The sequence below is a fragment of the Agromyces sp. NPDC055658 genome, assembly GCF_053618155.1.
In genome coordinates this window covers 1-23586 of the sequence record NZ_JBSHHD010000035.1, presented here as the reverse complement: position 1 = coordinate 23586, position 23586 = coordinate 1, and the positions used below count along the sequence as shown (strand labels likewise).

Genomic DNA, 23586 nt, shown 5'->3' with positions numbered 1-23586 from the left:
CGTCGTCGGTGCTGGGCGAGGCTACTTGGCCTCGGCCGCCTCGGTCTCCTCGGCGGGAGCCTCGGCCGACTCCTCCGACGCCTCGGCGCCGGCGGCCTCGTCGACCGCGGCCTCGGCCTCGGTCACGACCTCGTCGGCAGCGGTCTCGTCAGCGGCGGGCGCCTCGTCGACGACCGGCGCGGCGGCGGCCGGCTTGGCGGCGCGCTGCTTCTTCACGACCGGCTCGAGCACGAGCTCGATGACCGCCATGGGCGCGTTGTCGCCCTTGCGGTTGCCGATCTTCGTGATGCGGGTGTAGCCGCCCTCACGGTCGGCGACCTGCGGCGCGATGACCGCGAACAGCTCGTGCACGACGGCCTTGTCGCCGATCACGGCGAGCACGCGACGGCGGGCGTGCAGGTCGCCGCGCTTCGCGAAGGTGACGAGGCGCTCGGCGAGCGGGCGGAGCCGCTTGGCCTTGGTCTCGGTGGTGGTGATGCTCTTGTGCGTGAAGAGCGCAGCCGCGAGGTTCGCGAGCATCAGTCGCTCGTGCGCGGGTCCGCCTCCGAGGCGGGGGCCCTTGGTGGGCTTCGGCATGGTTCGTTATCTCCAGGTAGTGAGGGGGTCGGGCAGGCGCTGCGGCCTAGTTCTCGTCGTCGAAGCCCGTGTAGAAGTGGGCGCCGTCGAAGCCGGGAACCGAGTCCTTCAGCGACAGGCCCATCTCGGTGAGCTTGTCCTTGACCTCGTCGACCGACTTCTGACCGAAGTTGCGGATGTTCATGAGCTGCGACTCGCTGAGGGCGACGAGCTCCGACACCGTGTTGATGCCCTCGCGCTTCAGGCAGTTGTAGCTGCGCACCGACAGGTCGAGGTCCTCGATCGGGATCGAGAGCTCGCTCGAGAGCACGGCGTCGACCGGCGCGGGGCCGATCTCGATGCCCTCGGCCGCGGTGTTCAGCTCGCGCGCGAGGCCGAACAGCTCGGTGAGGGTGCGACCGGCCGAGGCGATGGCGTCGCGCGGCGAGATCGCCGGCTTCGTCTCGACGTCGACCACGAGGCGGTCGAAGTCGGTGCGCTCGCCGGCACGGGTGGCCTCGACGCGGTAGGTGACCTTGAGCACCGGCGAGTAGATCGAGTCGACCGGAATCTGGCCGGCCTCCGAGTACTCGTTGCGGTTCTGCGAAGCCGAGACGTAGCCGCGGCCGCGCTCGATCGTGAGCTCGAGCTCGAACTTCGCCGAGTCGTTGAGCGTCGCGATGACGAGCTCGGGGTTGTGCACCTCGACGCCGGCCGGAGCCGAGATGTCGGCGGCGGTGACCTCACCGGCACCCTGCTTGCGCAGGTACGCGGTGATGGGCTCGTCGTGCTCGCTGGAGACGACCAGGTTCTTGATGTTGAGGATGATCTCGGTGACGTCCTCCTTCACCCCGGGCACCGTCGAGAACTCGTGCAGCACGCCGTCGATGCGGATGCTCGTCACGGCCGCGCCGGGGATCGAGGAGAGGAGGGTACGGCGAAGCGAGTTGCCGAGGGTGTAACCGAAGCCCGGCTCGAGGGGCTCGATCACGAAACGCGAACGGAACTCCGAGATGTTCTCTTCGGTGAGCGTCGGGCGCTGTGCGATCAGCACTGTTGATTCCTTTCGGCAGGGTGTCCGCTATATGACACCTGCGAGGTCGAGGATCTTGAGTTGTGAGAGAACGGATGCCGCGTGGTCGGCCGGAACGCGCGTTCCGGCCGACCTCGCGGCGTGGAGGAGTTAGACGCGGCGGCGCTTCGGCGGGCGGCAGCCGTTGTGCGCCTGCGGCGTCACGTCGTTGATGCTGCCGACCTCGAGGCCCGCGGCCTGGAGCGAGCGGATCGCGGTCTCACGGCCCGAGCCGGGGCCCTTGACGAACACGTCGACCTTCTTCATGCCGTGCTCCTGCGCCTGGCGCGCGGCCGACTCGGCGGCGAGCTGCGCGGCGAACGGGGTCGACTTGCGCGAGCCCTTGAAGCCGACGCCGCCGGAGGAGGCCCAGCTGATCACGGCACCGTTGGTGTCGGTGATCGAGACGATCGTGTTGTTGAACGTCGACTTGATGTGGGCCTGGCCCACGGCGATGTTCTTCTTTTCCTTCTTGCGCGGCTTGCGAGTAGCCGCCTTGGGTGCTGCCATGTGTGAAATCTCCTAGATCTGGCGACGAGCGGTTACTTGCGGCCGGGCTTCTTCTTGCCGGCGACGGTGCGCTTCGGGCCCTTGCGGGTGCGAGCGTTGGTCTTGGTGCGCTGACCGCGGACCGGGAGGCCCCGGCGGTGGCGCAGACCCTCGTACGAGCCGATCTCGACCTTGCGGCGGATGTCGGCGGCCACCTCGCGGCGGAGGTCGCCCTCGACCTTGAAGTTGCCCTCGATGTAGTCGCGGAGGGCGACGAGCTGGTCGTCGGTGAGGTCCTTCACGCGGATGTTGCCGTCGATGCCGGTCTCCGCGAGGGTCGTCAGCGCGCGAGTGCGGCCGACGCCGTAGATGTACGTCAGTGCGATCTCCACGCGCTTCTCGCGCGGGATGTCGACTCCTGCCAGACGTGCCATGTTGTGGCTTCTCCTGTTTTCGAAGTGGAGGTGTGGAGCACTGCCGGTGCCCGGGCCTCCGTCCCGAGGTGTCCCCCGCACGGAGCGGGTTCTGGCAGTGCCGATTCGGTGTTCAGTTGTGTGCTCCGGGGCGCGCACGCGGGCACGCCCCGGCGTCTCGCGACTAGCCCTGGCGCTGCTTGTGGCGCGGGTTCTCGCAGATGACCATCACGCGGCCGTGGCGGCGGATGACCTTGCACTTGTCGCAGATGCGCTTGACGCTGGGGTTGACCTTCACAGTGGTTCCTCTTGGATCGCTGTCCTCGTACCCGCGGGGTGCCGCGGGCCGTTACTTTCCAGCAGCCCTTACTTGTAGCGGTAGACGATGCGGCCGCGCGTCAGGTCGTACGGGCTCAGCTCCACGATCACGCGGTCCTCGGGGAGGATGCGGATGTAGTGCTGGCGCATCTTTCCTGAGATGTGCGCGAGGACCTTGTGCCCGTTGGTCAGTTCCACCCGGAACATCGCGTTCGGGAGTGCCTCGATGACCGAGCCTTCGATCTCGATGACGCCGTCTTTCTTGGCCATAGCCTCACTATCGCTTGGAGTTGGGGATGCTGGTCGTGCGATGATGCTGCACACGAGGCCCCGGGCGACCGCGTTCCGGCCGCAGGGCCGGTCGTCGGGCACGCCGAGGCAGGCGGGCAGAACACCAAGGGTCAACTTTAGGACATTTCCGCCGGTTTCGCCAGTCGAGGCGCACCCGACGGGCCGGGACCCGGCCAGAACGACCTCGGATGCCGCGGCAGCGGCTCAATCGCGCGTGTACGCCGCCTCGTCGGCGGCTGCGGCCCGGGCGGCCCGGGCGTCCTCCGCGACGAGTGCGGCGCGCGCGATCCGCCGCGCGTCGGAGGCGGTCACCCGCGCGAGGCCCGCCCGTACGCCGGCGAGCGCCGAGGCCGACATCGACAGGCTCGTGGCCCCGAGGCCGACGAGCACGACGGCGAGGAGCGGATCTGCGGCGGCCTCGCCGCACACGCCGATCGGTCGGCCGAGCGCGGCACCGGCCTCGCCGACCTCGCCGATGAGCCGGAGCACCGCCGGGTGCCACGGGTCCTGCAGTTCGGCGGCACCCGCGAGCTCGCGGTCGGCGGCCATCGTGTACTGGGTCAGGTCGTTGGTGCCGATCGAGGCGAAGTCGACGGCGGCGAGCACGTGCCGCGCGGCGAGCGCCGCCGCCGGCACCTCGATCATCACACCCGCCGACGGCAGCCCGGCCTCGCGGACGAGGTCTGCGAAGTACCTCGCCTCCTCGGCCGTCGCGACCATCGGCGCCATCACCCTGAGGTCGACCGTGTGCCCGGCGGCCGCTGCGCCGAGGGCCGCGAGCTGGTCGCGCAGCACGGGCTCCGCCTGTCGCAGCGCGCGGATTCCGCGCACCCCGAGCGCCGGATTGGCCTCGTGCCGGATGCCGAGGAAGGCCAACGGCTTGTCGGCGCCGGCGTCGAGCACCCGCACGACGACGCGTTGCCCCTCGAACGCGGCGAAGAGCGCTTCGTACGCCGCCTGCTGCGCGACTCGCGACGGCGCACGCTCGGCGTCGAGGAAGAGGAACTCGGTACGGAAGAGGCCCACCCCCTCCGCTCCCAGCCGGAGGGCCTCCGCCGCGCCCGACGGGTCGCCGAGGTTCGCCTGCAGCAGCACGGCCGTGCCGTCGGCGAGGCGCCCGGGGCCGACGGGGGCGTCGGCCTCTTCGGCGAGCCGCGCGCGCCGTTCGGAGGCCGCCTCGAGCGCGACCGCGTCGGGCTCGCGCGTGACCCGTCCGGCATCGGCGTCGACGACGACCGTCTCGCCGTCGACGAGCCCGGCGGCGCCGGCGGCACCCACCACGGCGACGAGCCCCTTCTCCCGCGCGAGGATCGCCGTGTGCGAGGTCGGGCCGCCCTCGACGGTCACGATGGCGAGCACCCGGTCGAGATCGAGCGTGGCGGTGTCGGCGGGCGCGAGATCATGGGCGACGAGCACGAACGGATGCCCGGGGTCGGGTACGCCGGGCGCCGGAACATCGTGCAGCTCCGCGATCACGCGCTGCGCGAGGTCTTCGAGGTCGTTCGCCCGTTCCGCGAGATAGCCCCCCATGCCCGCGAGCAGGTCGCGATAGCCCGCGAACGCGTCGAAGACGGCGCGTTCGGCCGTGATCCCGGCGGCGAGGCGCTCGGTGACGCTCGCGTGCACGGCCGGGTCCTCCAGGATGAGCGCCTGCGCCTCGAGCACGTCGTGGGCGGCGCCGGTCGTATCCGCTGAGCGACGACGGAGCTCGGCGGCGACCGCCGCTGCGGCGGCCTCGGCCCGAGCGAGCTCGTCGTCCGCGCCGATCGCGCTCGGCGCCGACGACGGTTCGGGCTGCGGCGGCGCCATCCGGGCGACCGGGCCGACTGCGACCCCTCGACCGATGCCCGTCCCGATGATCTCCATCTGCAGAACCCCCGGTTCGAGTCGTCGGGGGCCGCGCGAAGCGCTCCCCCGTTCACCCTATCCCGCAGTGCGCGCGGAGGCTCCGGCGATCAGGCGATCGGCGCCGGAACGATGCCGAACGGGCCCAGGCCCGCTGCGCCGCCGTCCTCCGCGGTGAGCACCCAGATCCCGCCCGCGTGCACCGCGACGCTGTGCTCCCAGTGGGCGGCATCGGCGCCGTCGGCGGTCGTCACCGTCCAGTCGTCGTCGCGCACGAACGTGTCGACGGCGCCCGCGACGAGCATCGGCTCGATCGCGACGACGAGGCCGGGCTTCACCGCGGGCCCCTTGCGATCGACCCGGTAGTTGAACACCGGCGGCTCCTCGTGCATCTGACGACCGATGCCGTGGCCGACGTAATCGGTGAGGATGCCGTAGTCGCCCTCGCCCGTGACGTACTCCTCGATCGCGGCGCCCACCTCGTTGAGGTGCGATGCCCGGGCGAGCGCCGCGATGCCGTGCCACAGCGCGGCCTCGGTCACCCGCGAGAGCTCCTCGCGCGCCGCCACGATCTCGGGCCGGGCGGGATCGGGGATGACCAGGCTGAACGCCGAGTCGCCGTTCCAGCCGCCCACGTCGGCTCCGCCGTCGACCGACACCAGGTCGCCGGCGCGGAACGGGCGATCACCCGGGATGCCGTGCACGATGTCGTCGTTCACCGAGACGCACAGCGTGTGCCGGTACCCCGGCACGAGCTTGAAGTTCGATCTGCCGCCGGCCGCGACGATCGCCCGCTCGGCGGCGGCGTCGAGTTCGAGCCCCGTCGCCCCCGGCACGACGCGGCGTCGGGCCTCGGCGAGGGCGTCGGCCGTCGCCCGGCCGGCCGCGACCATCGCGCGGAGATCGGTCGGCGACTTGTAGATCGAGCGGCGGAACACCGCGCTCAGGCCGCGGCGCCCGGGTGGCGCGGAGCGAGCCCCCGTGCCGCGAGCGCCTCGAAGATGCGCGCCGTGACGTCGGCGAGGGCGCCGACGCCGTCGATGCGGAGGACGAGCCCCCGTGCACGGTACACGTCGAGGATCGGCGCGGTCTCGCGCTCGTAGATCGCGAGACGGTTGGCGATCACCTCTTCGGTGTCGTCCGTGCGGCCCTGCTCGACGGCGCGCTGGTGGATGCGCTTGATCGACTCGTCGCGCGGCACCTCGAGTTCGATGACGGCGTCGAGCGATTCGCCGCGCGAGGCGAGGAACTCGTCGAGGTCGTCGACCTGGCCCCGATTGCGCGGGTAGCCGTCGAGGAGGAACCCGGCCGAGGCATCGGGCTGCTGGAGCCGGTCGCGCACGAGCTCGCTCGTGAGCGCGTCTGGCACCAGGTCGCCCGCCTCGATGATCGCCTGGACCCGCTTGCCGAGCTCGGTGCCGCCCGCGACGTTCGCGCGGAAGATGTCGCCCGTGGCGACCTGGGGCACGCCGAAGGCGGCGGCGACGAGCACGCCCTGCGTGCCCTTGCCGGAGCCCTGCGGTCCGACGATCAGGAAACGGGCCGAGGTCGCGGCGGCCCCGCTCGCGGAGGTCGGCGTCATCGGAGAAGTCCTTCGTAGTGTCGCTGCTGGAGCTGGGCGTCGATCTGCTTCACCGTCTCGAGCCCGACGCCGACGATGATCAGGATGGACGCGCCGCCGAACGGGAAGTTCTGGTTCGCGCCGACCATCGAGAACGCGATGAGCGGGATGAGGGCGATGAGGCCGAGGTAGATCGAACCCGGCGCGGTGATGCGCGTGAGCACGTAGTCGAGGTATTCGGCGGTCGGACGGCCGGCACGGATGCCCGGGATGAACCCGCCGTACTTCTTCATGTTCTCCGACACCTCGTCGGGGTTGAAGGTAATCGCGACGTAGAAGTAGGTGAACCCGACGATGAGCAGGAAGTAGAGCAGCATGTAGAGCGGGTGGTCGCCCTTGGTCAGGTAGTTCGTGATCCACACGACCCAGGCCTGGGGGTCCTCGCCCTGCTTCGCCTGGTTGAACTGCGCGATGAGCGCCGGCAGGTACAGCAGCGACGAGGCGAAGATGACGGGCACGACGCCGGCCATGTTGACCTTGATCGGGATGTAGGTGTTGTTGCCGCCGTAGGTGCGGCGGCCGACCATGCGCTTCGCGTACTGCACCGGGATGCGCCGTTGCGATTGCTCGACGAAGACGACCGCGACGACGATCGCGAGTCCGACGAGGATGACGATCGCGAAGACGTCCCAACCGCGGGCGATGCCGATGGCCCAGAGCGAGCCGGGGAACTGGGCGGCGATCGACGTGAAGATGAGGAGCGACATGCCGTTGCCGATGCCGCGCTCGGTGATGAGCTCACCCATCCACATGATGAGGCCCGTACCGGCGGTCATCGTGATCACCATCAGGAGGATCGCGTACCAGGCGTCGTTCGTGATGAGGGCGGAGCACGCCGGGTCGGCCGTCGGGAAGAGCGCGCCGGAGCGGGCGACCGTGATGAGCGTCGTCGACTGCAGGACGCCGAGGGCGATCGTGAGGTAGCGGGTGTACTGCGTGAGCTTGCCCTGGCCCGCCTGGCCCTCCTTGTAGAGGGTCTCGAAGTGGGGGATCACGACGCGGAGCAGCTGCACGATGATCGACGCGGTGATGTACGGCATGATGCCGAGCGCGAAGACCGAGAGCTGCAGCAGCGCACCGCCCGAGAACAGGTTCACGAGGTCGTAGAGGCCCGTCGCGCCTGCGGCGGCATTGGCCGCGAGGCACTGCTGCACGTTGCCGAAGTCGACGAACGGCGCGGGGATGAAGGATCCGAGCCGGAACAGGGCCACGATGCCCAGCGTGAACCCGAGCTTGCGGCGAAGATCCGGCGTGCGGAAGATCCGCCCGATGGCGTTGAACACTCGTCCTCCTGTTGCTCCGCGCTAGGCGCCGGTGCGGCACGCGGAGTTCGTTCGTATACGACTCGAGCCAGTCGAGACCCCGCTAATCCTACGCGAGGTCCCGACTGGCTCGAACCAATCGTGAGTCCGGTCTTACTTGACCGAGCCGCCGGCGGCGACGATCTTCTGCTCGGCCGAGCCGGAGACCTTGTCGACGGCCACGTTGAGCTTCACCTGCAGGTCGCCGTTGCCGAGCACCTTGACGCGCTCGTTCTTGCGGACCGCACCCTTCTCGACGAGGTCGGCGACGGTGACGTCTCCGCCCTTCGGGTAGAGCTCGGCGAGCTTGTCCAGGTTGACGACCTGGTACTCGACGCGGAAGGGGTTCTTGAAGCCGCGGAGCTTCGGCGCACGCATGTGGTACGGAAGCTGGCCGCCCTCGAAGCCGGGGCGCACCGTGTTGCGGGCCTTCGTGCCCTTGGTGCCGCGACCGGCGGTCTTGCCCTTCGAACCCTCACCGCGACCGACGCGGGTCTTGTCCTTCTTGGCGCCGGGCGCCGGGCGCAGGTGGTGCACCTTCAGGACCTGCTCGCGCTTCTCCGCGACGTCGGCCTTGGGGGCCGCCTTCTTCGCGGGAGCCTTCTTCGCAGGGGCCTTCTCGGCCGCAGCGCTGTCGGACTTCGCGGCAGCGGCCTTCGCCGGAGCCTTCTTCGCAGGAGCCTTCTCGGCCGGGGCCTTCTCGGCAGCCGCCTTGGCGGGCGCCTTCTTGGCCGGAGCCTTCTTCGGGGTCTCCTCGGCGACGTTCTTCTCGTCAGCCATTAGTCAATCTCCTCAACCTTCACGAGGTGAGCGACGGTGTTGACGTACCCGCGGTTCTGCGGGGTGTCCTCACGCACGACCGACTGGCCGATTCGCTTGAGCCCGAGGCTGCGCAGCGTGTCACGCTGGTACTGCTTCTCGCTCACCTTGGACTTGATCTGGGTCACCTTGAGCTGCTTGGCCATCAGGCACCTGCCTTCGCTGCTGCAGCGGCCTCGGCCGCCTGTGCCTCGGCACGGATGAGGCGCGCCGGGGCGACCTCGTCGTAGTCGAGACCACGACGGGCGGCGACGGCACGCGGCTCCTCGAGCTGCTTGAGCGACTCGACCGTGGCGTGCACGATGTTGATCGTGTTCGACGAGCCGAGCGACTTCGACAGCACGTCGTGGATGCCGGCGCACTCGAGCACGGCGCGCACCGGACCACCGGCGATGACACCGGTACCGGGCGAAGCCGGACGCAGGAGCACGACGCCGGCAGCGGCCTCGCCCTGCACGGGGTGCGGGATGGTGGTGCCGACGCGCGGGACGCGGAAGAAGTTCTTCTTCGCCTCCTCGACGCCCTTCGAGATCGCCGTCGGGACCTCGCGCGCCTTGCCGTAGCCGACGCCGACGAGACCGTTGCCGTCACCCACGACGACGAGCGCCGTGAAGCTGAAGCGACGGCCGCCCTTGACGACCTTCGACACGCGGTTGATGGTGACGACGCGCTCGAGGAACTGGCTCTTCTCGGCGTCGCGGCCGCCGCGGTCGCGGCCGCCCTGGTTGCGGTCGCGGCCACCACGGCGCGAGTCGCGCTCGTTGCGGGCCGGCTCCGAAGCCGCAGCCGTCTCGACGGGTGCCTCTGCAGTCACCTCGGGCTCCTTCACATTGCTGTTCTCGCTCACAGGCTCAGCCCTGCCTCTCGCGCTCCATCGGCGATCGCGGCGACGCGACCGGCGTACTTGTTGCCGCCGCGGTCGAACACGACCGCCTCGACGCCGGCCTGCTTGGCGCGCTCGGCGACCAGCTCGCCGACCTTCTTGGCCTTGGCGGTCTTGTCACCGTCGAACGCGCGGAGGTCGGCCTCCATGGTCGACGCCGACGCGAGGGTGTGGCCCTTGGCGTCGTCGACGACCTGCACGAAGACGTGGCGGGCCGAACGGGTGACGACGAGACGGGGGCGGACCTCCGTGCCGACGATCTTCTTGCGAAGGCGGGTGTGGCGACGCGAACGCGAAGCCGTCTTGCTCTTCACGGCCATGATTACTTACCAGCCTTTCCGGCCTTGCGACGCACGACCTCGCCGGCGTAGCGGATGCCCTTGCCCTTGTACGGCTCGGGCTTCTTGATCTTGCGGATGTTGGCGGCGGTCTCGCCGACGGCCTGCTTCGAGATACCCGCGACCGTGAGCTTGTTGTTGCCCTCGACGGTCAGGGTGATCCCGGCGGGCGCCTCGACGGTCACCGGGTGCGAGAAGCCGAGCGCGAACTCGACGGCGCTGCCCTTCTGCGCGACGCGGTAACCGGTGCCGACGATCTCGAGGCCCTTGGCGTAGCCCTGGGTCACGCCGATGATGTCGTTGGCGATGAGCGTGCGGGTCAGGCCGTGCAGCGAGCGCGACGCGCGCTCGTCGTCGGGACGGGTCACGACGACCTGGTTGTCCTCGACCTTGGCCACGATGGGAGCGGCGACGGTGAGCGCGAGCTCACCCTTCGGGCCCTTGACGGTCACATCCTGGCCGTCGATCGTCACGGTGACGCCGGCGGGGATGTCGATGGGAAGTCGTCCAATACGCGACATAGCTGATTACCACACGTAGGCGAGGACTTCCCCACCCACGCCCTTCTTCTCGGCCTGGCGGTCGGTGAGCAGACCGCTGGAAGTGGACAGGATCGCGACGCCGAGGCCGCCGAGCACCTTGGGCAGCTCGGTCGACTTCGCGTAGACGCGGAGGCCGGGCTTCGAGACGCGCTTGATACCGGCGATCGAGCGCTCGCGGTTCGGGCCGAACTTGAGCTTCAGCGTGAGGGTCTTGCCCACGCGAGCGTCGGCGACCTCGAAGTCGGCGATGTAGCCCTCGGTCTTGAGGATCTCGGCGATGTGGCCCTTGAGCTTCGAGTGGGGCATCGACACGGAGTCGTGGTGTGCGGAGTTCGCGTTCCGCAGACGGGTCAGCATGTCAGCGACCGGGTCGGTCATCGTCATGACGATTCGTTCCTAACGTTCACCAGGTTTCAGGACCCGTTACACGGGGACTGACCTGTGGTGGTGGCCTCAGCGGTTGCGTGAGGCCGGATGTCTCGGGCCGGCCGGCCCCCGATGCGTCGGGAGCCGGCGGCTCGAGCACAAACTCGTAGAGTCTACTACACGCAGGCTTTACGCGTTCTCGACCTGCTTGAACGGGAAGCCGAGCGCCTTGAGCAGCGCACGACCCTCGTCGTCGTTCGAGGCGGTGGTCACCACGGTGATGTCCATGCCGCGGACGCGGTCGATCTTGTCCTGGTCGATCTCGTGGAACACGCTCTGCTCCGTGAGACCGAAGGTGTAGTTGCCGTGGCCGTCGAACTGCTGGTCGCTGAGGCCGCGGAAGTCGCGGATGCGGGGCAGTGCGAGCGAGAGCAGGCGGTCGAGGAACTCCCACATGCGGTCGCCGCGGAGCGTCACGTGCGCACCGATCGGCTGCCCCTCGCGCAGCTTGAACTGCGCGATGGACTTGCGGGCCTTCGTCACCTGCGGCTTCTGGCCGGTGATCTTCGTGAGGTCGGCGATCGCGCCGTCGATGACCTTGCCATCGCGGGCGGCTTCGCCGACACCCATGTTCACGACGATCTTCACGAGGCCGGGCACCTGGTGCGGGTTCGCGTAGTCGAACTGCTCGGTGAGGGCCTTGGCGATGTCGCCGCGGTACTTGGTCTTCAGTCGCGGCTGGATTTTGCCAGCCTGCGTTGCCGTGTCGGTCATTACAGGTCCTTACCTGACTTCTTGGCGTAGCGGACGCGGACGGTCTTCGTGACGCCGTCCTTCGTCACCTGCTCGGTGCGGAAGCCGACGCGGGTCGGCTTCTTCGACTCGGGGTCGACGATCGCGACGTTCGAGACGTGGATCGGCGCCTCCTGGGTCTCGATGCCACCGGTCTTCGTGCCGCGCTGGGTCTGGCCGACGCGCACGTGCTTCGTGACGTAGTTGACGCCCTCGACGATGACGCGGTTCTCGGCGACGAGCACCTCGAGGACCTTGCCCTGCTTGCCGCGGTCGCCGCCGCGAGCCTGGCTGCGGCCCGAGATGACCTGGACGAGGTCGCCCTTCTTGATGTTGGCCATGACTTAGATAACCTCCGGTGCCAGCGAGATGATCTTCATGAACTTCTTGTCGCGAAGCTCGCGACCGACCGGGCCGAAGATACGGGTGCCGCGGGGGTCACCGTCGTTCTTCAGGATGACCGCGGCGTTCTCGTCGAACTTGATGTAGGAGCCGTCGGGACGACGGGTCTCCTTGACGGTGCGGACGATGACGGCCTTGACCACATCGCCCTTCTTGACGTTGCCGCCGGGGATCGCGTCCTTGACGGTCGCGACGATGACGTCACCGAGGCCGGCGTAGCGACGCTTCGAGCCGCCGAGCACGCGAATGGTGAGCAGCTCCTTGGCGCCGGTGTTGTCGGCGACCTTGACTCGTGATTCCTGCTGAAGCACTTCGAACTCCTTCTCTGAGCAAGCCGGCGAGGCTTACTTGGCCTTCTCGACGATCTCGACGAGACGCCAGCGCTTCGTGGCGGAAAGGGGACGGGTCTCGCTGATCACGACGAGGTCGCCGATGCCGGCGGTGTTCTGCTCGTCGTGCGCCTTGACCTTCGACGTCCGGCGCATGACCTTGCCGTAGAGGGGGTGCTTCACGCGGTCCTCGACCTCGACGACGATGGTCTTGTCCATCTTGTCGCTGACGACGTAGCCGCGGCGCACCTTGCGGTACGGACGGTGCTCTGCGGTCTCAACGAGCTCAGCCTCGGCGACCTCGGCCGCAGCCTTCTTGGTCTCAGCCATGTCAGGCCTCCTTCGTCTCAGCGGCCTCGGCCGGGGCTTCTGCCTCGGCCTTGGCCTTCTTCGTCTTCTTCTCGGTCTTGGCGGGGGCCGCCTCGACCGGCGCGGGAGTGGCACGGATGCCGAGCTCGCGCTCACGGATGACCGTGTAGATGCGGGCGATGTCGCGCTTGACGGCCTTCAGTCGGCCGTGGCTCTCGAGCTGGCCGGTGGCCGACTGGAAGCGCAGGTTGAACAGCTCCTCCTTGGCCTTCTTCAGCTCGTCGACGAGTCGCTCGTCTTCAAAGGTGTCGAGCTCTGCGGGGCTGAGCTCCTTGGTGCCGACGGCCATTATGCGTCGCCCTCCTCGCGCTTGATGATGCGTGCCTTGAGGGGCAGCTTGTGGATGGCACGGGTCATCGCCTCGCGGGCGAGTTCCTCGGAGACGCCCGAGACCTCGAAGAGGACGCGACCCGGCTTGACGTTGGCGACCCACCACTCGGGCGAACCCTTACCGGAACCCATGCGGGTCTCGGCCGGCTTCTTGGTGAGCGGACGGTCGGGGTAGATGTTGATCCACACCTTGCCGCCGCGCTTGATGTGACGGGTCATCGCGATACGAGCGGACTCGATCTGACGGTTGGTCACGTAAGCGGGCGTGAGCGCCTGGATGCCGTACTCGCCGAACGACACCTTGGTGCCGCCGGTGGCCTGGCCCGAGCGGCCGGGGTGGTGCTGCTTGCGGTACTTGACTCGACGGGGAATCAACATGGTTATGCCTCAACTCCTGCGGTCGCCGGCTCGGCCTTGGGGGCGCGGTCGCGGCGGGGACGGTCGTTGCGGTCGCGGGACGGCTTCTGGGCCGCCTGCTCGCGCGCGAGTTCCTTGTTGGTGATGTCGCCCTTGTAGATCCAGACCTTCACGCCGATGCGGCCGAAGGTGGTCTTGGCCTCGTAGAAGCCGTAGTCGATGTTCGCGCGGAGCGTGTGCAGGGGCACGCGGCCCTCGCGGTAGAACTCCGAGCGGCTCATCTCGGCGCCGCCGAGACGGCCCGACACCTGGATGCGGACACCCTTGGCGCCGGCGCGCTGCGCGCCCTGCAGGCCCTTGCGCATCGCGCGGCGGAACGCCACACGAGCCGAGAGCTGCTCGGCGATGCCCTGCGCGACGAGCTGGGCGTCGGCCTCGGGGTTCTTCACCTCGAGGATGTTGAGCTGGATCTGCTTGCCGGTGAGCTTCTCGAGGTCGGCGCGGATGCGCTCGGCCTCGGCGCCGCGGCGGCCGATCACGATGCCGGGACGCGCCGTGTGGATGTCCACGCGGACGCGGTCGCGGGTGCGCTCGATCTCGATGCGCGAGACACCGGCGCGGTCGAGCGACGTCTGGAGCAGGCGACGGATCTTGACATCCTCGGCGAGGTAGTCGGAGTAGCGCTGACCGGGCTTCGTCGAATCGGAGAACCACCGCGACACGTGGTCGGTGGTGATGCCGAGACGGAAGCCGTACGGGTTGACCTTCTGACCCATTACTTCGTACCCTCCTCGGGCGTGCCGAGCACGATGGTGATGTGGCTCGTGCGCTTGTTGATGCGGAAGGCACGGCCCTGCGCGCGCGGCTGGAATCGCTTGAGGGTGGTGCCCTCATCGACGAACGCCGTCTTCACGTAGAGGTCCTGCTCGTCCAGGTAGGTGTTCGTGGCATCGGCCTTGACGCGAGCGTTCGCGATGGCCGAGGCGACGAGCTTGTACACGGGCTCGCTCGCACCCTGCGGGGCGAACTTCAGGATGGCCAGGGCCTCCTGAGCCTGCTTGCCGCGGATCAGGTTGACGACGCGGCGGGCCTTCATGGGGGTCACGCGGATGTGTCGCACGCGTGCGATCGACTCCACCATTTCTTTCCTCCTTCACACCACCGCGTCAGCGGCGGCGGCCCTTCTTGTCGTCCTTCACGTGTCCACGGAAGGTGCGGGTGGGGGCGAACTCGCCGAGCTTGTGGCCCACCATGGTCTCGGTGACGAACACCGGGATGTGCTTGCGGCCGTCGTGCACGGCGATCGTGTGACCCAGCATGGCGGGGACGATCATCGAGCGACGCGACCACGTCTTGATGACGTTCTTCGAACCGGCTTCGTTCTGCACGGCGACCTTGCGAAGCAGGTGCTCGTCGACGAAGGGGCCCTTCTTGAGACTGCGCGGCATCTTCTTCTACTCCTACTTGCGCTTCTTGCCGACGGTGCGACGACGGACGATGAGCTTGTCGCTCTCCTTGTTGGGGCGACGGGTGCGACCCTCGGGCTGACCCCACGGGCTGACCGGGTGACGACCACCGGAGGTCTTGCCCTCACCACCACCGTGCGGGTGGTCGATCGGGTTCATCGCGACACCGCGGACGGTCGGGCGGACGCCCTTCCAGCGCTTGCGGCCGGCCTTGCCCCAGTTGATGTTCGACTGCTCGGCGTTGCCGACCTCGCCGACGGTCGCGCGGCAGCGCGCGTCGACGTTGCGGATCTCGCCCGACGGCAGGCGGAGCTGCGCGTAGGGGCCGTCCTTGGCGACGAGACGCACCGAGGCGCCGGCCGAGCGGGCCAGCTTCGCGCCGCCGCCGGGGCGGAGCTCGATGGCGTGCACGACGGTACCGGTCGGGATGTTCTTGAGCGGCAGGTTGTTGCCCGGCTTGATGTCGGCGTTCACGCCGGCCTCGATCGGGTCGCCCTGCTTGAGCTTGTTCGGCGCGAGGATGTAGCGCTTCGTGCCGTCGATGTAGTGGATCAGCGCGATGCGGGCGGTGCGGTTGGGGTCGTACTCGATGTGAGCGACCTTGGCGGGCACGCCGTCCTTGTCGTTGCGACGGAAGTCGATCACGCGGTACTGGCGCTTGTGGCCACCACCGATGTGACGGGTCGTGATGCGGCCCTGGTTGTTGCGACCACCGGTCTTCGACAGCGGGCGGAGCAGCGACTTCTCGGGCGTCGAGCGCGTGATCTCCGCGAAGTCGGCGACCGACGAACCGCGACGACCCGGGGTCGTGGGCTTGTACTTACGAATAGCCATAGTTCTTCCTCTGCTCCTTAGCCGACAGCCGTGAAGATGTCGATCGAGCCGGACTTGAGGGTGACGATCGCGCGCTTGGTGTCCTTGCGCTTGCCCATGCCGAACCGGGTGCGGCGGGTCTTGCCCTGGCGGTTCAGGGTGTTGATCGACGCCACCTGGACGTTGAAGATCTTCTCGATGGCGAGCTTGATCTCGGTCTTGTTCGAGCGGGGGTCCACGATGAACGTGTACTTGCCCTCGTCGATCAGGCCGTAGCTCTTCTCCGAGACGACCGGCGCGATGATGATGTCGCGCGGGTCCTTGTTCTGTGCGGCGCTCATGCGGAGACCTCTTCCTTCTTCGCCGACTTCGCGGCCACGAAGGCCTCGAGCGCGGCGGTGCTGAAGACGATGTCGTCCGAGACGACCACGTCGTAGGCGTTCAGCTGGTCGACCGGCAGCACGTGCACGGTCTCGATGTTGCGGACCGCGCGCTCGCTGAGCTCCTCGCCACGGGCGAGGACCACGAGGAAGCGGTTGGCCGGCGCGATCTTGCCGAGGAGCGCGACCGCGTCCTTCGTCTTCGCGACGTCACCGGCGACGAATCCCTCGACCGCGTGGATGCGCGAGCCGCGGGCACGGTCGCTGAGCACACCGAGGAGCGCAGCGGCGATCATCTTCTTGGGCGTGCGCTGCGAGTAGTCGCGCGGCTGCGGGCCGTGGACCGTGCCACCGCCCTTGTGCTCGGGAGCGCGGACCGAACCCTGGCGCGAACGGCCGGTGCCCTTCTGCTTGAAGGGCTTGCGGCCCGAACCCGAGACCTCGCCGCGGGTCTTGGTCTTGTGCGTGCCCTGGCGCGCAGCGGCGAGCTGGGCGACGACGACCTGGTGGATGAGCGGGACGTTCGTCTGAACGTCGAAGAGCTCGGCGGGCAGCTCGACCGTGCCGGACTTCTTGCCGGTCGCGTCGAGCACGTCGATGGTGTTGGCGGTAGCCATGGACTACGCCCCCTTCACTGCGTTGCGGACGAAAACGAGGCGGCCGCGAGCACCGGGAACCGCGCCCTTGACGAGCATGAGGCCCTTCTCGGCGTCGACGGCGTGCACGCGGAGGTTCAGCACGGTCACGCGCTCGCCACCCATGCGACCGGCCATGCGCATGCCCTTGAAGACACGGCTGGGGGTCGACGAAGCACCGATCGAGCCGGGCTTGCGGTGGTTGCGGTGGGAACCGTGCGAAGCGGAGACGCCCTTGAAGTTGTGGCGCTTCATGACACCGGCGAAGCCCTTGCCCTTCGACGTGCCGACGACGTCGACCAGCTGGCCGGCCTCGAAGGTCGCGTCGACGGTGAGCTCCTGGCCCGTCGCGTAGCTCGACGCGTCGGCGGTGCGGATCTCGGTCACGTGGCGACGGGGCGTGGTGCCGGCCGTCTTCTCGAAGTGGCCCTTGAGCGGCTGCGAGACCTTGCGCGGGTCGATGGCGCCGGCGGCGATCTGGACGGCCTCGTAGCCGTCCTTCTCAGCGGTGCGGATCTGCGTGACCACGTTGGGAGCGATCTCGATGACCGTCACCGGGACGAGCTTGTTGTTCTCGTCCCACACCTGGGTCATGCCGAGCTTGGTGCCGAGCAGACCCTTCACGTTCTTGGTAGCGGAAGACATCTGTTACCTCAGAGCTTGATCTCGATGTTGACGTCGGCCGGGAGGTCGAGACGCATGAGCGAGTCGACGGCCTTGGGCGTCGGGTCCACGATGTCGATGAGGCGCTTGTGGGTGCGCATCTCGAAGTGCTCGCGGCTGTCCTTGTACTTGTGGGGCGAACGGATGACGCACACCACGTTCTTCTCGGTCGGAAGCGGCACGGGGCCGACGACCGTGGCACCCGCGCGGGTCACCGTGTCGACGATCTTGCGCGCCGAGGTGTCGATGACCTCGTGGTCGTACGACTTCAGTCGAATGCGGATCTTCTGTCCCGCCATTGCTGACTCTCTCTCTGTCAAGGCGTCTTACCCCTTCCGAGGGCATCGGACGCCGCGTAGTCACTCCGTGTGAAGCACCACTGTTCTTCTGTCAAAGGCCGGTGATCGAGCCTGTCGAAACCACCCGCCCGGTCACCCGGGGCGGTGCTCTCGACACGCTCGACCTTCGAGCCCCAACCGGCGCGCACGCGCACGGGTCGCCCCGGGCGTGTGGTGGTCGGTTGTGTGTTCTGCTGCCTGCGGCCTAGCCTGACCCCGACTGCGCTCCGTGGGAACGGCGGGTGGCTATGCACTGCCTGACAGTGATTCGAACGCGCGCACAGGGGCCCGCGTTCGAAATGTTGAACTCAACGAGTTTGCCACATTCGGAGGGTGCGTGCAACCCGGGCGTGTCGCGCACGCTCGACTCCCAGCGAGCCCGCAGATTCGCCGGCGATCGCGCCGGTTCTCCGCCGATCGGGATGCCTCGCCTCCGGGCTCCGACATGATGGAGGGACACGCGCGAACCGAGGAGGAGCCCACATGTCGGAGACCAGGCCGCAGCCGAGTTCGAAGGAGGCGCCGGGCAGCGTCTCGGCGACCCGCGTCGGCACGCGCCGCTACGTCGGTCGCAATGCCCGCGGGGCGACGGTCGCGATCGGCGGCCTCGACGTCGAGGGCGTGCACTTCTCCCCCGGCGAGCTCTTGAAGCTCGCCCTCGCCGGCTGCGTCGGCCTCTCGGTCGACCGGCCGATGTCGCGCCGCCTCGGCGACGACGCCGAGCTCACGGTGTGGGCGCACGGGCAGTCGGAGGAGGCATCCAACAAGTACGAGCGCATCGGCGAGGAACTGCTGCTCGACCTGTCGGGCCTGGAGCCGGCCGAGCGCGACAAGCTCCTCGACATCATGGTGCGGTCGATCGAACGGGCGTGCACGGTGGGCCGCAGCGTCGAGGGAGCGATCGACGTGCACACGGTCATCGACGGCACCGAGATGCGCTGAGCCCGCGCGTCACTCCCGCTCGCAGGCGACCGCCCGCTCTGCCGCGATGCCCGGCGCGACGATGCCCGCACCGACGATGACGACGATCAGCCCGGCGAGCCCCGACAGCAGGAAGACGGGCCGGAGGCGCCGTCCTCGCCGCCCGTGCCGGAACGGATCCTCGATGAAGCGCTTCGAGAGACCCGCGACCGCGAACGACAGTGCGACGAGCAGCACCATCAGCCAGGGCGGGCTCGGCATTCCGGTCAGGTAGGGCACGAACATGAAGATCGGCCAGTGCCAGAGGTAGAGCGAGTACGAGACGTCGCCCATCCACTGCACGGGCCGGAGGCCGGCGAGCCCAGCCGGCGACCACGCCACCTCCGGCATGCCCGCCCAGATGACGGCGAGGGTGCCGGCGACGGGCACGAGCACGACGGCCCCGGGGAAGACCTCGGGTGCACGGAAGGTCAGGATCGGCACCGCGATGAGCACGAGTCCTGCCCATGAGACCGCGGCGCGGAGTCCCGCCCGACCCGTGAGGGGCGACCGGCTCGCGATCGCGAGGATGCCGCCGATGCCGAATTCCCACGTCCGCGCGAAGGTCGAGAAGTAGGCGAGGTTCGCATCCTGCGCGGTGAGCGCGATCGAGTGCGCGAACGACGCGATCGTGACCGCGCCGAGCAGGGTCAGCACCACGGCCGCCGAGCCGGCCCTGTGCCGGGCGGCGAACCACAGCGCCGCGATGAGCAGGAGCGGCCAGAACAGGTAGAACTGCTCCTCGACCGAGAGCGACCAGAAGTGCTGGACCGGGGTGGACTCGAGATCGGCGCGCCGCGGGATCTGCGAGTCGACGGCGAGCTGCCAGTTCTCGTAGTAGAGCGCCGACGCGACGATCTCGCGGAACCACTGCCGCCACTCCCGTTGCGGGACGAGGAGCAGCGTCAGCGCCGACACGGCCAGGAGCGTGGCCATCGCCGCGGGGAGGATGCGTCGTGCACGGCGCAGGTAGAAGTCGCGCAGGGAGATGCGCCCGACGCGCTCGGCCTCGCGCATGAGGAGGCCGGTGATGAGGAAGCCGGAGACGACGAAGAAGACGTCGACGCCCATGTACCCGGCCGGCGCGACGGCCGGCCAGCCATGATGGAGCACGACCGCGCCCACGGCCACGGCCCGGAGAGCCTGGATCTCGGGACGTACCGCGGATCGAGCGAGGAGGGTGGGGGAACCGCCCATCGTCACCCAGCGTACGACGAAGGGGGCCGTGCCTCCAGTCCGGAGAATCCGACGCCGTCCCGACCCTCACCGCGTACGACGAAGGGGGCCGGGCCTCCGATCCGGAGAATCCGACGCCGTCCCGACCCTCGCCGCGAACGACGAAGGGGCCGGGCCTCCGGTGGAAGCCCGACCCCCTCAGGTCGCAGTCGCGAAGATTACTTGATGATCTTCGTGACGGTACCGGCGCCGACGGTGCGGCCACCCTCGCGGATGGCGAAGCCGAGGCCCTCCTCCATGGCGATCGGCTGGATGAGCTCGACCGTCATGTCGGTGGTGTCGCCGGGCATGACCATCTCGGTGCCCTCGGGCAGCGTGATGACGCCGGTGACGTCGGTGGTGCGGAAGTAGAACTGCGGACGGTAGTTCGCGTAGAACGGGTTGTGACGGCCGCCCTCGTCCTTCGAGAGGATGTAGGCAGTGCCCTCGAAGTTGGTGTGGGGGGTGACCGAACCCGGCGCCACGACGACCTGGCCGCGCTCGACGTCCTCGCGCTTGGTGCCGCGGAGCAGGAGACCGCAGTTCTCGCCGGCCCAGGCCTCGTCGAGCTGCTTGTGGAACATCTCGATACCCGTGACCGTGGTCTTCTGCGTCGGGCGGATGCCGACGATCTCGACCTCGGAGTTGATCTTCAGCGTGCCGCGCTCGGCGCGACCCGTGACGACCGTGCCACGGCCGGTGATGGTGAAGACGTCCTCGACGGGCATGAGGAACGGCTTGTCCTTGTCGCGCACCGGGTCGGGGATCGACTCGTCGACGGCCTCCATGAGGTCGAGGACCGACTGGACCCACTTCTCGTCGCCCTCGAGCGCCTTCAGGCCCGAGACGCGGACGACCGGAGCGTCGTCGCCGGGGAAGCCCTGCGACGAGAGCAGCTCGCGGACCTCGAGCTCGACGAGCTCCAGGATCTCCTCGTCGTCGACCATGTCGCTCTTGTTGAGGGCGACGAGCAGGTACGGCACGCCGACCTGCTTGGCGAGCAGGACGTGCTCGCGGGTCTGGGCCATCGGGCCGTCGGTCGCCGCGACCACGAGGATCGCGCCGTCCATCTGAGCCGCACCGGTGATCATGTTCTTGATGTAGTCGGCGTGACCCGGGGCGTCGACGTGCGCGTAGTGGCGCTTCGGCGTCTCGTACTCGACGTGCGAGATGTTGATCGTGATGCCGCGCTGACGCTCTTCGGGAGCCGAGTCGATCGACGCGAAGTCGCGCTGCACGTTGGTGGCCGACGGGTACTTGTCGGCGAGCACCTTCGAGATCGCGGCGGTGAGCGTCGTCTTGCCGTGGTCGACGTGACCGATCGTACCGATGTTGACGTGCGGCTTGGTCCGCTCGAACTTGGCCTTAGCCACTGTGGGTCCTCCTCAGGACTCGTGTAGGAACTCCGGGCGCTGGATTGCGACCGGCGTGCTACGGGGGTTGTGTTGTTATGTTACGCGAACCGGAAGGTTCGTGCGGGCGAAGGGCCGGAGCCCCCGCTAGGGAGACTCAGTCGCCCTTGTTCTTCTGGACGATCTCGTCGGCGACAGCCTTCGGGACCTCCGCGTAGCTCTCGAACTCCATCGAGTACACGGCGCGGCCCGAGGTCTTCGACCGCAGGTCGCCGATGTAACCGAACATCTCCGAGAGCGGGACGTGCGCACGCACGACCTTCACACCGGCGGCGTCCTCCATGGACTGGATCTGGCCGCGGCGCGAGTTCAGGTCGCCGATGACGTCGCCCATGTACTCCTCGGGAGTACGGACCTCGACGCTCATCAGCGGTTCGAGCAGAACGGGGTTCGCCTTCCGAGCGGCTTCCTTGAAGCCCATCGAGCCGGCGATCTTGAACGCCATCTCCGAGGAGTCGACGTCGTGGGCGGCACCGTCGATGAGGCGCGCCTTGACGCCCACCATCGGGAAGCCGGCGAGGATGCCGTACTGCATGGCGTCCTGGAAGCCCGCGTCGACCGAGGGGATGTACTCGCGGGGGATGCGACCGCCCGTGACCTCGTTCGAGAACTCGTAGATCTTGTCGCCCTCGACCTCGAGCGGCTCCAGCGCGAACTGGATCTTCGCGAACTGGCCCGAGCCACCCGTCTGCTTCTTGTGGGTGTAGTCGTGGCGCTCGACCGCGCGCTTGATGGTCTCGCGGTACGCGACCTGCGGCTTGCCGACGTTCGCCTCGACCTTGAACTCCCGCTTCATGCGGTCGACGAGGATGTCGAGGTGCAGCTCGCCCATGCCCTTGATGACGGTCTGGCCGGTCTCGGGGTTGAGCTCGGTGCGGAACGTCGGGTCCTCTTCGGCGAGCTTCTGGATCGCGGTGCCGAGCTTCTCCTGGTCGGCCTTGGTCTTCGGCTCGATGGCGACCTCGATGACGGGCTCGGGGAAGGTCATCGACTCGAGCACGACCTGGTTGTCGGGGTCGCACAGGGTGTCGCCCGTGGTCGTGTCCTTGAGGCCGATGACCGCGTAGATGTTGCCCGCGGTGACCGAGTCGACCGGGTTCTCCTTGTTGGCGTGCATCTGGAAGATCTTGCCGATGCGCTCCTTCTTGCCCTTGGTCGAGTTGACGACCTGGGCACCCGAGTCGAGGTGACCCGAGTAGACGCGCACGTAGGTGAGGCGGCCGAAGAACGGGTGCACCGCGACCTTGAACGCCAGCGCGGCGAACGGGTCGTTCGCGTCGGGGTGACGCTCGATGATCTCTTCCTCGTTGCGCGGGTTGCGGCCCTCGATGGCGGGCACGTCGAGCGGCGACGGCAGGAAGTCGATGACCGCGTCGAGCATCGGCTGCACGCCGCGGTTCTTGAACGCCGAGCCGCAGAGCACCGGGTAGATCTCGGAGTTGACGACCATCTTGCGGATGGCGCCCTTGATCTCGGCGACCGTGAGGTCCTCGCCGCCGAAGAACTTCTCGAGCAGCGCGTCGTCGGTCTCGGCGACGGTCTCGAGCAGGACCTGACGGTACTCGTCGGCCTTGTCCTTGAGGTCGGCGGGGATCTCCTGGACCTCGTACTTGGCACCCATGGTCACGTCGCCCTTGGCGTCGCCGGGCCACACGAGGGCGCGCATCTCGATCAGGTCGACGACACCGATGAAGTCGTTCTCGGCACCGATCGGGAGCTGGAGCACGAGCGGCTTGGCGCCCAGGCGGTTGACGATCGTGTCGACGGTGAAGTAGAAGTCGGCACCGAGCTTGTCCATCTTGTTGACGAAGCAGATGCGCGGCACGTTGTACTTGTCGGCCTGACGCCACACCGTCTCGGACTGGGGCTCGACGCCCTCCTTGCCGTCGAAGACGGCGACCGCGCCGTCGAGCACGCGGAGCGAGCGCTCGACCTCGACCGTGAAGTCGACGTGGCCGGGGGTGTCGATGATGTTGATCTGGTTCTTGTTCCAGAAGCAGGTCACGGCGGCAGACGTGATCGTGATGCCGCGCTCCTTCTCCTGCTCCATCCAGTCGGTCGTCGAGGCGCCGTCGTGGGTCTCGCCGAGCTTGTGGTTGACGCCCGTGTAGAACAGGATGCGCTCGGTGGTGGTGGTCTTGCCGGCATCGATGTGGGCCATGATGCCGATGTTGCGGACCTTGCTCAGGTCGGTGAGCACGTCTTGTGCCACGGGGGTTCCTCCGGGAGGTTCAGGAACGGAAGTGAGAGGGAGAGCGGATGCCTCGGCGAG

34 protein-coding genes are annotated in these 23586 nt (G+C 68.3%); 1 reads left to right on the top strand and 33 read right to left on the bottom strand.

Annotated elements, in window-relative coordinates; translation table 11 throughout:
* Positions 1 to 21: 21 nt before the first annotated feature.
* The 30 genes from rplQ to rpsJ form a co-directional block, all read right to left on the bottom strand.
* Positions 22 to 576, bottom strand: coding sequence for a 50S ribosomal protein L17 (rplQ, locus tag ACWGPE_RS15365; protein WP_231430113.1), 555 nt, complete (start codon positions 574 to 576; stop codon positions 22 to 24).
* 46 nt (positions 577 to 622) lie between these two features.
* Complete coding sequence (locus tag ACWGPE_RS15360; RefSeq protein WP_204395444.1) at positions 623 to 1609, bottom strand: DNA-directed RNA polymerase subunit alpha; 987 nt, start codon at positions 1607 to 1609, stop codon at positions 623 to 625.
* Positions 1610 to 1738: 129 nt separating this feature from the next.
* Positions 1739 to 2137 (bottom strand): 30S ribosomal protein S11, encoded by a 399-nt coding sequence (gene rpsK, locus ACWGPE_RS15355; RefSeq protein WP_022889749.1) that lies wholly within the window; start codon positions 2135 to 2137, stop codon positions 1739 to 1741.
* 32 nt (positions 2138 to 2169) lie between these two features.
* A complete protein-coding gene (rpsM, locus tag ACWGPE_RS15350; RefSeq protein WP_231430112.1) occupies positions 2170 to 2550 on the bottom strand; it encodes a 30S ribosomal protein S13 in 381 nt (126 codons plus the stop codon).
* Between the two features lie 163 nt (positions 2551 to 2713).
* Positions 2714 to 2827, bottom strand: coding sequence for a 50S ribosomal protein L36 (rpmJ, locus tag ACWGPE_RS15345; RefSeq protein WP_056734976.1), 114 nt, complete (start codon positions 2825 to 2827; stop codon positions 2714 to 2716).
* Positions 2828 to 2895: 68 nt separating this feature from the next.
* Positions 2896 to 3117: a translation initiation factor IF-1 gene (gene infA, locus ACWGPE_RS15340; RefSeq protein ID WP_011186713.1), complete on the bottom strand. Its 222-nt coding sequence runs from the start codon at positions 3115 to 3117 to the stop codon at positions 2896 to 2898.
* 225 nt (positions 3118 to 3342) lie between these two features.
* Entirely contained in the window at positions 3343 to 5004 is a 1662-nt protein-coding gene (gene ptsP, locus ACWGPE_RS15335; RefSeq protein ID WP_231430111.1) for a phosphoenolpyruvate--protein phosphotransferase, read from the bottom strand.
* 89 nt (positions 5005 to 5093) lie between these two features.
* Positions 5094 to 5921 carry a type I methionyl aminopeptidase gene (gene map / locus ACWGPE_RS15330; RefSeq protein WP_452049022.1) on the bottom strand — a complete coding sequence of 276 codons (828 nt, stop codon included), beginning with the start codon at positions 5919 to 5921 and terminating at the stop codon, positions 5094 to 5096.
* Positions 5922 to 5926: 5 nt separating this feature from the next.
* A complete protein-coding gene (locus tag ACWGPE_RS15325; protein ID WP_231430110.1) occupies positions 5927 to 6565 on the bottom strand; it encodes an adenylate kinase in 639 nt (212 codons plus the stop codon).
* The gene (gene secY, locus ACWGPE_RS15320; RefSeq protein WP_231430109.1) at positions 6562 to 7887 is read right to left on the bottom strand and encodes a preprotein translocase subunit SecY; all 1326 of its coding nucleotides are present in this window, start codon (positions 7885 to 7887) and stop codon (positions 6562 to 6564) included. The genes ACWGPE_RS15325 and secY overlap by 4 nt, the downstream gene beginning before the upstream one ends.
* Before the next feature lie 132 nt (positions 7888 to 8019).
* On the bottom strand, positions 8020 to 8685 hold the full coding sequence (gene rplO / locus ACWGPE_RS15315; RefSeq protein ID WP_231430108.1) for a 50S ribosomal protein L15: 666 nt from the start codon (positions 8683 to 8685) through the stop codon (positions 8020 to 8022).
* Positions 8685 to 8870, bottom strand: coding sequence for a 50S ribosomal protein L30 (rpmD, locus tag ACWGPE_RS15310; protein ID WP_022889741.1), 186 nt, complete (start codon positions 8868 to 8870; stop codon positions 8685 to 8687). The genes rplO and rpmD overlap by 1 nt, the downstream gene beginning before the upstream one ends.
* Entirely contained in the window at positions 8870 to 9553 is a 684-nt protein-coding gene (rpsE, locus tag ACWGPE_RS15305; RefSeq protein WP_374201161.1) for a 30S ribosomal protein S5, read from the bottom strand. Before rpsE ends, rpmD begins: the two co-directional genes overlap by 1 nt.
* A gap of 14 nt (positions 9554 to 9567) precedes the next feature.
* Positions 9568 to 9927 (bottom strand): 50S ribosomal protein L18, encoded by a 360-nt coding sequence (gene rplR, locus ACWGPE_RS15300; protein ID WP_231430107.1) that lies wholly within the window; start codon positions 9925 to 9927, stop codon positions 9568 to 9570.
* 2 nt (positions 9928 to 9929) lie between these two features.
* Positions 9930 to 10466 (bottom strand): 50S ribosomal protein L6, encoded by a 537-nt coding sequence (rplF, locus tag ACWGPE_RS15295; protein ID WP_231430106.1) that lies wholly within the window; start codon positions 10464 to 10466, stop codon positions 9930 to 9932.
* A gap of 6 nt (positions 10467 to 10472) precedes the next feature.
* Positions 10473 to 10871 (bottom strand): 30S ribosomal protein S8, encoded by a 399-nt coding sequence (gene rpsH, locus ACWGPE_RS15290; protein WP_231430105.1) that lies wholly within the window; start codon positions 10869 to 10871, stop codon positions 10473 to 10475.
* Positions 10872 to 11042: 171 nt separating this feature from the next.
* Positions 11043 to 11627: a 50S ribosomal protein L5 gene (gene rplE, locus ACWGPE_RS15285; RefSeq protein WP_231430104.1), complete on the bottom strand. Its 585-nt coding sequence runs from the start codon at positions 11625 to 11627 to the stop codon at positions 11043 to 11045.
* A complete protein-coding gene (gene rplX / locus ACWGPE_RS15280) occupies positions 11627 to 11986 on the bottom strand; it encodes a 50S ribosomal protein L24 (RefSeq protein ID WP_231430103.1) in 360 nt (119 codons plus the stop codon). Before rplX ends, rplE begins: the two co-directional genes overlap by 1 nt.
* Positions 11987 to 11989: 3 nt before the next feature.
* Entirely contained in the window at positions 11990 to 12358 is a 369-nt protein-coding gene (gene rplN, locus ACWGPE_RS15275) for a 50S ribosomal protein L14 (RefSeq protein WP_156999952.1), read from the bottom strand.
* A 33-nt stretch (positions 12359 to 12391) separates the two neighbouring features.
* The gene (gene rpsQ, locus ACWGPE_RS15270) at positions 12392 to 12706 is read right to left on the bottom strand and encodes a 30S ribosomal protein S17 (protein ID WP_231430102.1); all 315 of its coding nucleotides are present in this window, start codon (positions 12704 to 12706) and stop codon (positions 12392 to 12394) included.
* A 1-nt stretch (position 12707) separates the two neighbouring features.
* On the bottom strand, positions 12708 to 13034 hold the full coding sequence (rpmC, locus tag ACWGPE_RS15265) for a 50S ribosomal protein L29 (protein WP_231430101.1): 327 nt from the start codon (positions 13032 to 13034) through the stop codon (positions 12708 to 12710).
* Positions 13034 to 13453 carry a 50S ribosomal protein L16 gene (rplP, locus tag ACWGPE_RS15260; RefSeq protein ID WP_022889731.1) on the bottom strand — a complete coding sequence of 140 codons (420 nt, stop codon included), beginning with the start codon at positions 13451 to 13453 and terminating at the stop codon, positions 13034 to 13036. The genes rpmC and rplP overlap by 1 nt, the downstream gene beginning before the upstream one ends.
* A 2-nt stretch (positions 13454 to 13455) precedes the next feature.
* Entirely contained in the window at positions 13456 to 14208 is a 753-nt protein-coding gene (gene rpsC, locus ACWGPE_RS15255) for a 30S ribosomal protein S3 (RefSeq protein ID WP_231430100.1), read from the bottom strand.
* Complete coding sequence (rplV, locus tag ACWGPE_RS15250) at positions 14208 to 14573, bottom strand: 50S ribosomal protein L22 (protein ID WP_092668524.1); 366 nt, start codon at positions 14571 to 14573, stop codon at positions 14208 to 14210. Before rplV ends, rpsC begins: the two co-directional genes overlap by 1 nt.
* A gap of 25 nt (positions 14574 to 14598) precedes the next feature.
* On the bottom strand, positions 14599 to 14880 hold the full coding sequence (gene rpsS / locus ACWGPE_RS15245) for a 30S ribosomal protein S19 (protein ID WP_231430099.1): 282 nt from the start codon (positions 14878 to 14880) through the stop codon (positions 14599 to 14601).
* Between the two features lie 12 nt (positions 14881 to 14892).
* Positions 14893 to 15732 (bottom strand): 50S ribosomal protein L2, encoded by an 840-nt coding sequence (gene rplB / locus ACWGPE_RS15240; protein ID WP_231430098.1) that lies wholly within the window; start codon positions 15730 to 15732, stop codon positions 14893 to 14895.
* Positions 15733 to 15749: 17 nt separating this feature from the next.
* Positions 15750 to 16052, bottom strand: a complete 303-nt coding sequence (rplW, locus tag ACWGPE_RS15235) for a 50S ribosomal protein L23 (RefSeq protein ID WP_231430097.1) — start codon at positions 16050 to 16052, stop codon at positions 15750 to 15752.
* Positions 16049 to 16708, bottom strand: a complete 660-nt coding sequence (gene rplD, locus ACWGPE_RS15230) for a 50S ribosomal protein L4 (RefSeq protein WP_231430096.1) — start codon at positions 16706 to 16708, stop codon at positions 16049 to 16051. The genes rplW and rplD overlap by 4 nt, the downstream gene beginning before the upstream one ends.
* Positions 16709 to 16711: 3 nt before the next feature.
* Positions 16712 to 17371, bottom strand: coding sequence for a 50S ribosomal protein L3 (rplC, locus tag ACWGPE_RS15225; protein ID WP_231430095.1), 660 nt, complete (start codon positions 17369 to 17371; stop codon positions 16712 to 16714).
* 8 nt (positions 17372 to 17379) lie between these two features.
* Positions 17380 to 17688, bottom strand: coding sequence for a 30S ribosomal protein S10 (gene rpsJ, locus ACWGPE_RS15220; RefSeq protein WP_017201594.1), 309 nt, complete (start codon positions 17686 to 17688; stop codon positions 17380 to 17382).
* A 522-nt stretch (positions 17689 to 18210) separates the two neighbouring features.
* Between rpsJ and ACWGPE_RS15215 the strand changes: the two genes are divergently transcribed.
* Positions 18211 to 18669, top strand: a complete 459-nt coding sequence (locus tag ACWGPE_RS15215) for an OsmC family protein (protein WP_231430094.1) — start codon at positions 18211 to 18213, stop codon at positions 18667 to 18669.
* Positions 18670 to 18678: 9 nt separating this feature from the next.
* On the opposite strand, the gene ACWGPE_RS15210 is transcribed toward ACWGPE_RS15215, so the two are convergent.
* The 3 genes from ACWGPE_RS15210 to fusA all read right to left on the bottom strand — a co-directional run bounded on the left by ACWGPE_RS15210 (position 18679) and on the right by fusA (position 23526).
* Entirely contained in the window at positions 18679 to 19884 is a 1206-nt protein-coding gene (locus ACWGPE_RS15210) for an acyltransferase family protein (RefSeq protein ID WP_452049021.1), read from the bottom strand.
* A gap of 197 nt (positions 19885 to 20081) precedes the next feature.
* On the bottom strand, positions 20082 to 21275 hold the full coding sequence (gene tuf / locus ACWGPE_RS15205) for an elongation factor Tu (protein ID WP_231430092.1): 1194 nt from the start codon (positions 21273 to 21275) through the stop codon (positions 20082 to 20084).
* Between the two features lie 136 nt (positions 21276 to 21411).
* Positions 21412 to 23526, bottom strand: coding sequence for an elongation factor G (gene fusA / locus ACWGPE_RS15200; protein WP_275505458.1), 2115 nt, complete (start codon positions 23524 to 23526; stop codon positions 21412 to 21414).
* Between the last annotated feature and the right edge of the window lie 60 nt (positions 23527 to 23586).

Coding starts and splice junctions, on each gene's coding strand:
- rplF (WP_231430106.1), bottom strand. CDS start 10,466: ATGTCGCGTATTGGACGACTTCCCATCGACATCCCCGCCGGCGTCACC.
- rplC (WP_231430095.1), bottom strand. CDS start 17,371: ATGTCTTCCGCTACCAAGAACGTGAAGGGTCTGCTCGGCACCAAGCTC.
- rpsS (WP_231430099.1), bottom strand. CDS start 14,880: ATGCCGCGCAGTCTCAAGAAGGGCCCCTTCGTCGACGAGCACCTGCTT.
- ACWGPE_RS15210 (WP_452049021.1), bottom strand. CDS start 19,884: ATGGGCGGTTCCCCCACCCTCCTCGCTCGATCCGCGGTACGTCCCGAG.
- rplQ (WP_231430113.1), bottom strand. CDS start 576: ATGCCGAAGCCCACCAAGGGCCCCCGCCTCGGAGGCGGACCCGCGCAC.
- rplD (WP_231430096.1), bottom strand. CDS start 16,708: ATGGCTACCGCCAACACCATCGACGTGCTCGACGCGACCGGCAAGAAG.
- rpmD (WP_022889741.1), bottom strand. CDS start 8,870: ATGGCCAAGCAGCTCAAGGTGACCCAGATCAAGTCCAAGGTGAGCGAG.
- rplE (WP_231430104.1), bottom strand. CDS start 11,627: ATGACCGACACGGCAACGCAGGCTGGCAAAATCCAGCCGCGACTGAAG.
- ACWGPE_RS15215 (WP_231430094.1), top strand. CDS start 18,211: ATGTCGGAGACCAGGCCGCAGCCGAGTTCGAAGGAGGCGCCGGGCAGC.
- rpsC (WP_231430100.1), bottom strand. CDS start 14,208: ATGGGTCAGAAGGTCAACCCGTACGGCTTCCGTCTCGGCATCACCACC.
- rpsQ (WP_231430102.1), bottom strand. CDS start 12,706: ATGGCTGAGACCAAGAAGGCTGCGGCCGAGGTCGCCGAGGCTGAGCTC.
- rpsJ (WP_017201594.1), bottom strand. CDS start 17,688: ATGGCGGGACAGAAGATCCGCATTCGACTGAAGTCGTACGACCACGAG.
- rplW (WP_231430097.1), bottom strand. CDS start 16,052: ATGAGCGCCGCACAGAACAAGGACCCGCGCGACATCATCATCGCGCCG.
- ptsP (WP_231430111.1), bottom strand. CDS start 5,004: ATGGAGATCATCGGGACGGGCATCGGTCGAGGGGTCGCAGTCGGCCCG.
- rplO (WP_231430108.1), bottom strand. CDS start 8,685: ATGGCTGACGAGAAGAACGTCGCCGAGGAGACCCCGAAGAAGGCTCCG.
- rplR (WP_231430107.1), bottom strand. CDS start 9,927: ATGGCCGTGAAGAGCAAGACGGCTTCGCGTTCGCGTCGCCACACCCGC.
- rpsH (WP_231430105.1), bottom strand. CDS start 10,871: ATGACGATGACCGACCCGGTCGCTGACATGCTGACCCGTCTGCGGAAC.
- rplB (WP_231430098.1), bottom strand. CDS start 15,732: ATGGCTATTCGTAAGTACAAGCCCACGACCCCGGGTCGTCGCGGTTCG.
- rplV (WP_092668524.1), bottom strand. CDS start 14,573: ATGGTGGAGTCGATCGCACGCGTGCGACACATCCGCGTGACCCCCATG.
- infA (WP_011186713.1), bottom strand. CDS start 3,117: ATGGCCAAGAAAGACGGCGTCATCGAGATCGAAGGCTCGGTCATCGAG.
- rpsM (WP_231430112.1), bottom strand. CDS start 2,550: ATGGCACGTCTGGCAGGAGTCGACATCCCGCGCGAGAAGCGCGTGGAG.
- rpsK (WP_022889749.1), bottom strand. CDS start 2,137: ATGGCAGCACCCAAGGCGGCTACTCGCAAGCCGCGCAAGAAGGAAAAG.
- rplP (WP_022889731.1), bottom strand. CDS start 13,453: ATGTTGATTCCCCGTCGAGTCAAGTACCGCAAGCAGCACCACCCCGGC.
- rpmC (WP_231430101.1), bottom strand. CDS start 13,034: ATGGCCGTCGGCACCAAGGAGCTCAGCCCCGCAGAGCTCGACACCTTT.
- rplX (WP_231430103.1), bottom strand. CDS start 11,986: ATGGCCAACATCAAGAAGGGCGACCTCGTCCAGGTCATCTCGGGCCGC.
- ACWGPE_RS15325 (WP_231430110.1), bottom strand. CDS start 6,565: ATGACGCCGACCTCCGCGAGCGGGGCCGCCGCGACCTCGGCCCGTTTC.